The 8,382-nt window shown below is 69.2% G+C and carries 8 protein-coding genes; 2 read left to right on the top strand and 6 right to left on the bottom strand.

The window, feature by feature from the left end; genetic code table 11:
• Positions 1 to 839, bottom strand: an 839-nt coding sequence (locus tag FGX59_RS35170; RefSeq protein ID WP_138473191.1) for an electron transfer flavoprotein subunit alpha/FixB family protein, incomplete at its 3' end; no start/stop codon positions are given.
• A gap of 17 nt (positions 840 to 856) precedes the next feature.
• The gene (locus tag FGX59_RS35165) at positions 857 to 1,606 is read right to left on the bottom strand and encodes an electron transfer flavoprotein subunit beta/FixA family protein (protein ID WP_138473189.1); all 750 of its coding nucleotides are present in this window, start codon (positions 1,604 to 1,606) and stop codon (positions 857 to 859) included.
• A 385-nt stretch (positions 1,607 to 1,991) separates the two neighbouring features.
• Here FGX59_RS35165 and FGX59_RS35160 point away from each other — a divergent pair, with 385 nt between their 5' ends.
• Positions 1,992 to 2,990: a GlxA family transcriptional regulator gene (locus FGX59_RS35160; protein ID WP_138473193.1), complete on the top strand. Its 999-nt coding sequence runs from the start codon at positions 1,992 to 1,994 to the stop codon at positions 2,988 to 2,990.
• A 7-nt stretch (positions 2,991 to 2,997) separates the two neighbouring features.
• On the opposite strand, the gene FGX59_RS35155 is transcribed toward FGX59_RS35160, so the two are convergent.
• Positions 2,998 to 4,641: a BCCT family transporter gene (locus tag FGX59_RS35155; RefSeq protein WP_138473187.1), complete on the bottom strand. Its 1,644-nt coding sequence runs from the start codon at positions 4,639 to 4,641 to the stop codon at positions 2,998 to 3,000.
• A gap of 458 nt (positions 4,642 to 5,099) precedes the next feature.
• On the opposite strand from FGX59_RS35155, the gene purU reads away from it, so the two are divergent.
• A complete protein-coding gene (gene purU, locus FGX59_RS35150; RefSeq protein ID WP_138473185.1) occupies positions 5,100 to 5,993 on the top strand; it encodes a formyltetrahydrofolate deformylase in 894 nt (297 codons plus the stop codon).
• Positions 5,994 to 6,012: 19 nt separating this feature from the next.
• Here the strand turns inward: purU and FGX59_RS35145 are convergent, their stop codons facing one another.
• From FGX59_RS35145 to soxC, 3 genes are all read right to left on the bottom strand, one after another.
• On the bottom strand, positions 6,013 to 6,468 hold the full coding sequence (locus FGX59_RS35145) for a hypothetical protein (protein WP_138473183.1): 456 nt from the start codon (positions 6,466 to 6,468) through the stop codon (positions 6,013 to 6,015).
• 62 nt (positions 6,469 to 6,530) lie between these two features.
• Entirely contained in the window at positions 6,531 to 7,559 is a 1,029-nt protein-coding gene (locus tag FGX59_RS35140; protein WP_138473181.1) for a c-type cytochrome, read from the bottom strand.
• On the bottom strand, positions 7,543 to 8,382 hold an 840-nt coding region (gene soxC / locus FGX59_RS35135), incomplete at its 5' end, for a sulfite dehydrogenase (RefSeq protein ID WP_138473179.1). The genes FGX59_RS35140 and soxC, both read right to left, overlap by 17 nt.

Raw genomic sequence — 8,382 nt, 5'->3', positions numbered from 1 at the left:
TTGATCGCGACGATCACCTTGGAGTCCTTCATCCCTGCGAGGTGCTGGATCGCCCCGGAGATGCCGCAGGCGATGTAGAGCTCGGGCGCGACCACCTTGCCGGTCTGGCCGACCTGCAGGTCGTTCGGCGCATAGCCCGCATCGACCGCCGCGCGCGAGGCGCCGACCGCCGCGCCGAGCTTGTCGGCGACGGGGCTGAGGACTTCGCGGAACTTCTCGTCCGAGCCGAGCGCGCGCCCGCCCGAGATGATGATCTTCGCCGAGCCGAGCTCGGGGCGGTCGCTGGCCGAGAGGATGTTCTCGATGAAGCGCGACAGCGCGCCGGCATCCGCGGCATCGACCGTGGTCACGGCGGCGGCGCCGCTGCCCGGCTGGATGGCGTCGAAGCTGGCGGTGCGGACGGTCAGCACGGTCTTGGCATCCGTCGTCTCCACCACCTCGATCGCGTTCCCGGCATAGATCGGGCGCTTGAAGGTGCGGGCATCGACGACCCCGGTGATTTCCGAGACCTGCATCACGTCGAGCAGGGCGGCGACCCGCGGCAGGACGTTCTTGCCGGTGGTGGTGGCGGGGGCGACGAGCGTGCCGTAGCCCTCCATCAGCGACAGGATCAGCGCGGCGGAGGGCTCCGCCAGGCGGTGCTCCAGCGCGTCGCTCTCGGCCAGGATGACGCTGCGCACGCCCGGCAGGGCGGCGGCGGCATCGGCGGCGGGACGGGCGTCCTTGCCGGCGATCAGGATGTCGATCTCGCCGCCGATCTGGATGGCGGCGCTCAGCGCGCGCAGCGTCGGATCGGCGAGAGTGGCGTTGTCGTGGTCGGCGAAAAGCAGGATGGCCATGATCTCGTTCCCCTGGCTCAGATGACGGCGGCGTCGTTGCGGAGCTTGTCGACGAGCTCGGCGACGCCCGCGACCTTGATGCCGGCCTGGCGCCCGGCGGGTTCCTCGACGCGCAGCACCTTCAGGCGCGGCGCGATCTCGACGCCCAGATCGGCCGGGGTCTTCTGGTCGAGCGGCTTCTTCTTCGCCTTCATGATGTTGGGCAGCGAGGCATAGCGCGGCTCGTTCAGGCGCAGGTCGGCGGTGACGACCGCGGGCAGGGACACTTCGATCGCCTGCAGCCCGCCATCGACTTCGCGGGTGACTTTCGCGGCATCGCCCGCAATTTCCAGCTTCGAGGCGAAGGTCGCCTGCGACCAGCCCAGCAGCGCCGAGAGCATCTGGCCGGTCTGGTTGCAGTCGTCGTCGATCGCCTGCTTGCCGAGGATCACCAGCCCGGGCGCTTCCTCGCCGACCACGGCGGACAGGAGCTTTGCGACGGAGAGCGGCTCCACCGGCCCGTCGGCGACAATCAGGATGGCGCGGTCGGCGCCCATGGCCAGCGCGGTGCGCAGCACGTCCTGCGCCTGGGCCGGGCCGACCGAGACCGCGACGATCTCGGTGGCGGTCCCGGCTTCCTTCAGCCGCACCGCCTCTTCGACGGCGATCTCGTCGAACGGGTTCATCGACATTTTGACATTGGCGAGGTCGACGCCCGACCCGTCGGCTTTCACCCGGATCTTGACGTTGTGGTCGACCACCCGTTTGACAGGCACCAGAACCTTCATTTCTTGTCCTCTCCGCCGTTGCCCGCGGGGCGGGGATCCGCCTTGCGCGTGCTGCCCGCCCTCGGGGCGGATCTGCTGTTGCCGTTCGCATGGCGGGCGGGACGTTCGCGACGCCCCGGACCACCCTGATTCCGTTCCGGAGCGGGAGCCCCGGGGCCTGCCACAGGCAGGACACCGCGGATTTCCCGCATCCCTGCGCCGTCCAGGCTGATCCCGGGCCGCGCTTCGGAGAAAATCCTTGCGATATCCGGGGTCGCAAAAATAGTACGATTGCGACGGCGCGGGAAAACCTCTACGACAGCGCATCAGAATCTCCCGCAGGAGGCCTCCGATGACTTCACTTCCCGACCAGCCGCGCCGCACCACCCGCACGCCCTCGGACCGCATGGGACGCGGCCGCCCCGAGGGCGCGCGGCTGTCCGTCGGCTTCATCCTGGCGCGCCGCTTCACGCTCTGCGCCTTCGCGAATTTCGTGGACGTTCTGAGGCTTGCCGCCGACGAGGGCGACCGCTCGCGGCCGATCCTGTGCAACTGGACGGTGCTGTCGGACACGATGGACGCGGTCACGTCGAGCTGCGGGATCTCGGTCCAGCCGAAGGAGCGGCTCGGCGATCCGTCGCGATTCGACTACATCGTGGTGATCGGCGGGCTGATGGATGACGAGATGCCCGCGCTGGGGCCGGCCTATAACCGCTACCTGCGCGAAGCGGCGGCGGCGGGCGTGCCGCTTGCCGGGGTCTGCACCGGCGCATTCATGCTGCACCAGGCGGGGCTCCTGAACGGCTACCGCTGCTGCGTGAGCTGGTTCCACCATGCCGATTTCCTGGAGCAGTTCGAAGGGCTCGACCCGGTGGCGGACCAGATCTTCGTGGTCGACCGCGACCGGCTGACCTGCTCGGGCGGGGCCAGCTCGGCGCATCTGGCGGCCTATCTGGTCGACAAGCATGTCGGCCGCGCGGCGGCCAGCAAGAGCCTGCACATCATGATCATCGACGAGGCGCTCGAGCCCGAGAAGCCGCAGCCGGGGATCACGCTGGATTTCAAGACCCGCGACCCGCTGGTGCTGAGGGCGCTGCTGCTGATGCAGCAGAATATCGACACGCCGCTGGCGATCACCGAGATCGCGCGGCGGCTGGGGCATTCCAAGCGGCAGATCGAGCGGCACTTCCGCTCTGCGCTCGACATCTCGCCGCAGGCGGCCTTCCTGTCGATCCGGCTGTCGCTGGCGCATCACCTGATCCGCACCAGCGACAAGTCGATCGCGCAGATCGCGCTGGATTGCGGCTTCTGCGATTCCTCGCATTTCAGCCGCATGTTCCGGCGCCAGTTCGAGACGACGCCGCATGCGCTGCGCCGCCCCGGGCCTGAGGCCGGGGCGGCGTGAGGCGGCCCTAGCGGGGCTCGGAGGCGAGCCCCCGCCAGATCGCGACGCACATCACCAGCAGCACGATGGTGAAGGGCAGGCCGGTGGAGATCACCATCGACTGCAGCGATTTCAGCCCGCCCGCCGAAAGCAGCAGGACGATCGCGACGACGCCTTCGAACAGGCACCAGAAGACCCGCTGCGGCACCGGCGCATCGACCTTGCCGCCCGAGGTGATCGTGTCGATCACCAGCGAGCCCGAGTCCGAGGAGGTCACGAAGAAGACGATGACCAGCACGATGCCGATGAAGGAGGTGATCGCCGAGAGCGGCATCGCGTCGAGCATGGCGAAGAGCTGCAGCGGCAGCTCGGCCGTCTGGGCCGCGTCGTAGCCGTCGCGCACCACCTGGCTGATCGCGGCGCCGCCGAAGACCGACATCCAGACCACGCAGACCAGAGATGGAATCAAAAGCACGCTGATCAGGAATTCGCGCACCGTGCGGCCGCGGCTGACGCGGGCGATGAACATGCCGACGAAGGGCGACCAGGAGATCCACCAGGCCCAGTAGAACGAGGTCCAGCCCTGCATGAAGTTCACGTCCTCGCGGCCGATGGGGTTCGACAGCGCCGGCAGGTATTCCAGATAGGCCAGCAGGAAGTCGCCGGCATCCGTCAGCAGGAACAGCGTCGGCCCGGCCAGGAGCACGAAGACCAGCAGCACGACCGCCAGCGCCATGTTGATTTCCGACAGCAGCTTCACCCCGGCCTCGAGCCCGCGCACCACCGAGAAGAGCGCGATTGCGGTGATGCCGCAGATCAGGATCACCTGCGGCACCGGGCCGACCGGCACGCCGAAGAGCTTGGCGAAGCCCGCATTGGCCTGCGCGGCGCCGAGCCCCAGCGAGGTGGCCAGCCCGAAGAGCGTGGCGAAGACCGCGAGGATGTCGATGATGTGGCCGGGCCAGCCCCAGACCCGCTCGCCGAAGACCGGGTAGAAGGCCGAGCGGATCGTCAGCGGCAGCCCCTTGTTATAGGCGAAGAGCGCCAGGCTGAGCGCGACGATGGCGTAGATCGCCCAGGGATGCAGCGCCCAGTGGAAGATCGAGGCGGCCATGCCGAGGCGGATCGCCTCTTCCTGGCTGGCGGCGGCGCCGAGCGGCGCCCAGTCGGTGCGGATCCCGTCCGCCCCGGCGGCGGTGCCGCCCAGCGAGGAGCCGAAATGCGACAGCGGCTCGGACACGCCGTAGAACATCAGGCCGATGCCCATGCCCGCGGCGAAGAGCATCGAGAACCAGGCGGGATAGCTGAAATCCGGCCGGGCGTCGCGGCCGCCGAGGCGGATGCGGCCATAGGGGCTGACCACCAGCACCAGGCAGAGCAGCACGAAGATGTCCGCGGCGCCGATGAAGAACCAGTCGAAACCGGTGGTGACGGTCGAGAAGAGCAGGCTGAAAAGCTGGCCTGCCGCCTCCGGCAGCGCCAGGGTGAAGGCCACGAAGGCGATCACGGCGACGGCGGAGATCAGGAAGACCGGGTTGTGGATGTCGAATCCGAACGGGCCGACCGAGCCCTCGATATTGTCCTGGCCGATCGTGTAGTCCGTGCGGATTCCGCCTTCGGGTACCGGTTCGGGGTCCGACGCGGCGTAGCCGGGCTCTTGGGGGTAGGTCATGAACTTCCTCCTGTTGCTGGACATGCAGCTCCGCGGGGATGCGGGCGCGACCCGGTTGGCCGGGTCTTCTTCTTCGGCCGGCCGCACCGGAGCGCGGGGCCGTCGCCGCAGTTACCGTCAGCGGGCCGGGCGGGCGCAGGATGTCCGCGACGCCCCGCAGGTAGCATTGCGACGCGGGGTTCCGCAGCGTCCGGGCGGTGCGCGGCGCTGTTGCAATTCTTCTTTTCCGCTGTCGCAAACATGCAATCTCCGCCCGCCAGCGCGGGCTAATGTCGCCTCCGATGCTGCCGGAGCGGCGCCCGTCCAGGACGTTCCGGCAGGCTGCACCGCCTTTCCATGCCGCATGACAGCCGCGCCCGGGCCAGGGACGCGCCCGGTCGGGGCATGCGCCGGAGAGGCAAGGAAACCCCGCAGGGCGGCTTGGCCGGGACCCTGCCCGAATGCTGACGGAGCCGCCCATGTCCGCCACCTCTTCGCACGTCATGACCGTGTCCTGCCCCGCCACCACCGGCATCGTCGCCGCCGTGTCGGGCTTCCTCGCGGATCAGGGCTGCAACATCCTCGACAGTTCGCAATTCACCGATCTGGATGCGGGCCGCTTCTTCATGCGGCTGGGCTTCCTGGCGCCCGAGGGCGTCACCGGCGAGACGCTGGAGCAGGACTTCGCCCCCGTGGCCGAGCGCTTCGGCATGGAGGTCTCGATGCGCAACCCGGCGCGCAAGGCGAAGATCGTCGTCATGGTCTCGCGCTTCGGCCATTGCCTGAACGACCTGCTCTATCGCGCCCGGATCGGCGCGCTGCCGGTCGAGATCGTCGCGGTGATCTCGAACCATCTCGACTACCAGAAGCAGGTGGTGAATGCCGACATCCCCTTCCACCACATCGAGGTGACGAAGGAGAACAAGCCCGAGGCCGAGGCCGAGATCATGCGCGTGGTGGAGCGCACCGGCGCCGAGCTGGTGGTGCTGGCGCGCTACATGCAGATCCTCTCGGACGAGATGTGCACCAAGATGTCGGGCCGCATCATCAACATCCACCACTCCTTCCTGCCGAGCTTCAAGGGCGCCAACCCCTACAAGCAGGCCTGGGCCAAGGGCGTGCGCCTGATCGGGGCGACGGCGCATTACGTCACCGCCGATCTCGACGAGGGCCCGATCATCGAGCAGGACACGATCCGCGTGACCCATGCGCAATCGGCGGCGGACTATGTCTCTCTCGGCCGCGATGTCGAGGCGCAGGTCCTGGCGCGGGCGATCCACGCCCATATCCAGGGCCGCAGCTTCCTCAATGGCAACCGCACCGTGGTCTTCCCGGCGACGCCGGGCGAATACGCCTCGGAACGGATGGGCTGAGCCGCCGCCCGGCGGCCCGTCAGGGCCGCACGATCGTCCAGCCGGCTTCGTCGAGCGCGATCAGCTCGGCGACGCCGGCCTCGACGCGTTCGGCCATGGACAGGACCGGGACCGGCGCGCCCTCGTTGCGCTCCAGCGTGTCGATCGTGTTCTGGCAGGCGACGAAGGCGACATTGGGCATCGACTGCCGGAACGACTCCAGCCGCTCCAGCACCGGCGAGCGGTCGGCGCGCAGCATGTCCATTCCGCGGCCGAAGACGACGATGCGGATCTGCACCTCCTCGGCCTGGCTGCCGTAGAAGCGCGAGACATTGGCGGCGATGTTCAGCACCTCCTGCATCGCCGGGGCGCCGCCTTCGCTGAGCTGCAGTGCCAGATGGTGCTGCCAGTCCGTCTCCTGTGACTGGGCTGCCGCCGGGGCGGCCAGGGCGAGGGCCAGCGCGGCGCCGCGCCCCCATGCCGTTATCGCGTTCATGCCGGATCCTCCCAAATGCCGGGGGCGCCGGCCGGCCCGGGACCGGGAGGCCGCGCCCGGGGTCATTCTGCCGGGAAGCCGGCCAGATAGGCAATGACCGCTTCGATGTCGTCCGGCGCCTTCAGCCCGGCGAAGCTCATCTTGGTGCCCTGCACGACCTCCTTCGGCCGGGCGAGGAAGGCGGCCAGCAGCTCGCGGTTCCAGGCGCTGCCCGCCTCGCCGAGCGCCGCCATCCCGCCGGAATAGGCGAAGCCGTCGATCGCCGCGACCGGGCGGCCGAGGACGCCGTTCAGCTCGGGGCCGGTGCCATTGGCGGCGCCGGGGCCGATCTTGTGGCAGGCGCGGCACTTGCCGAAGACCTTCTCCCCGGCTTCGGCCAGGCCGGGCTCCGCGGCCGCAATCTGCACGGGCACGTCCTCCGCGCGGGCCGGATGCAGGTCGGGCAGGGTGCCCGCCGGGCGGCCGTCGGGATCGCGCGGGGTCACGTTCAGCTCGACCGCGCGCTTGGCGATCCGCACCTCCGCGGCGCAGTTTTCCATGCAGGGCGTCGCCGAGAAGCCCGGATACTCGGTCTCCGGCCGGTCGTCGGGATAGAAGCCCGCGGCATTGGGCATGGCGATCCCGGCGAAATTCGCGTCCGAGAGCACGAAACCGTCCTCCACGATGCCGTTGGAATAGAGCAGGAAGGCGGTGATCGCGTAGACATCGTCCGGCGACAGGGTCTGCGCCATGCCGAAGGGCATGGAGCGGTGGACATAGTCCCAGACGGTCGAGAGCTCGGGCCAGTAGCTGCCGATGGTCTTGACCGGGCGGCGGTCCTTCAGCGAGCCCGCCCCGCCCGCGAGCACCGGCCAGTTGTCGATCCCCTCGGCGAAGTCGCCATGGCACATGGCGCAGTTCTCGGCAAAGACCGCGTCTCCGGTCTCGACATCGCCGGAGCCGGACGGCAGCCCCGCGCCGCCGGGCAGAACGGTGCGGTCCCAGGCGGCGATTTCCTCCGGCAGGGCCGGGCGGCCGAGGCCCAGCGGGTCCGCGGCGGAGGGCCCCGCCGCCAGCAGCAGGAGTGCTGCGACTCTAGCCCAGTTCGACATTCTCGACCTCCCCGCCGGGACGCAGCCACCAGGTCTGGATGGCATTGTCGTGATAGACGCTGTTCAGGCCGCGGATCGCGCGCAGCGCGTCCTTGGTCGGCTGGACATAGCCGGTCTCGTCGATGGCGCGGGACTGCAGGACCATCTCGGACCCGTCCCAGTGGACCGGCAGCCGGAAGCGCGTCAGCGCCATCGGCAGCGGCGTGCCCTCGAGCGCGGCGGGCTGCCAGTTGCGGCCGCCGTCAAGCGAGACATCGACCCGGGTGATCCGCCCGTGGCCGGACCAGGCGAGCCCTGTGATCACAAGCGGACCGGGCCCGTGATAGACTGGCGCCTGCGGCGAGGGCGATGTGATCACGGATTTCGCGTCCATCACCCAGGTCCATTTCCGCGCCCGCCCGTCCGGCATCAGGTCGGTGTATTTCGAGGTCTCCTCGCGGCTTTCCACCGCGCGGTCATAGACCGAGACGCGGCGCAGCCACTTGACCCAGAGATTGCCCTCCCAGCCCGGCACGACGGCGCGGACCGGATAGCCGTGCTCCTTCCTCAGCGCTTCGCCATTGGCGTAGAAGGCGACCAGGACGTCGTCGAGCGCCTTCTCCAGCGGGATCGAGCGGCCATTGCCTGAGGCGTCGGCGCCCTCGAGATAGACCCATTTGCCCTCGGGCTTCACCCCGGCCTCGGCCAGGAGTGCCGAGAGCGGCACGCCGACATACTCCATGTTGTGGATCATGCCCTGGGTGAACTGGCAGCCCTCGAGCTGCGCGCCGCCCCATTCCATCCCGCCATTGGCGGCGCATTCCAGGAAGGCGACGCGGCTCTG

This window comes from Poseidonocella sp. HB161398, assembly GCF_005870025.1.
In the GTDB taxonomy this organism is placed as follows: Bacteria; Pseudomonadota; Alphaproteobacteria; order Rhodobacterales; family Rhodobacteraceae; genus Mangrovicoccus.
This window is presented reverse-complemented; position numbering and strand designations above follow the sequence as displayed.

Coding starts and splice junctions, on each gene's coding strand:
- FGX59_RS35165 (WP_138473189.1), bottom strand. CDS start 1,606: ATGAAGGTTCTGGTGCCTGTCAAACGGGTGGTCGACCACAACGTCAAG.
- FGX59_RS35160 (WP_138473193.1), top strand. CDS start 1,992: ATGGGACGCGGCCGCCCCGAGGGCGCGCGGCTGTCCGTCGGCTTCATC.
- FGX59_RS35155 (WP_138473187.1), bottom strand. CDS start 4,641: ATGACCTACCCCCAAGAGCCCGGCTACGCCGCGTCGGACCCCGAACCG.
- purU (WP_138473185.1), top strand. CDS start 5,100: ATGTCCGCCACCTCTTCGCACGTCATGACCGTGTCCTGCCCCGCCACC.
- FGX59_RS35145 (WP_138473183.1), bottom strand. CDS start 6,468: ATGAACGCGATAACGGCATGGGGGCGCGGCGCCGCGCTGGCCCTCGCC.
- FGX59_RS35140 (WP_138473181.1), bottom strand. CDS start 7,559: ATGTCGAACTGGGCTAGAGTCGCAGCACTCCTGCTGCTGGCGGCGGGG.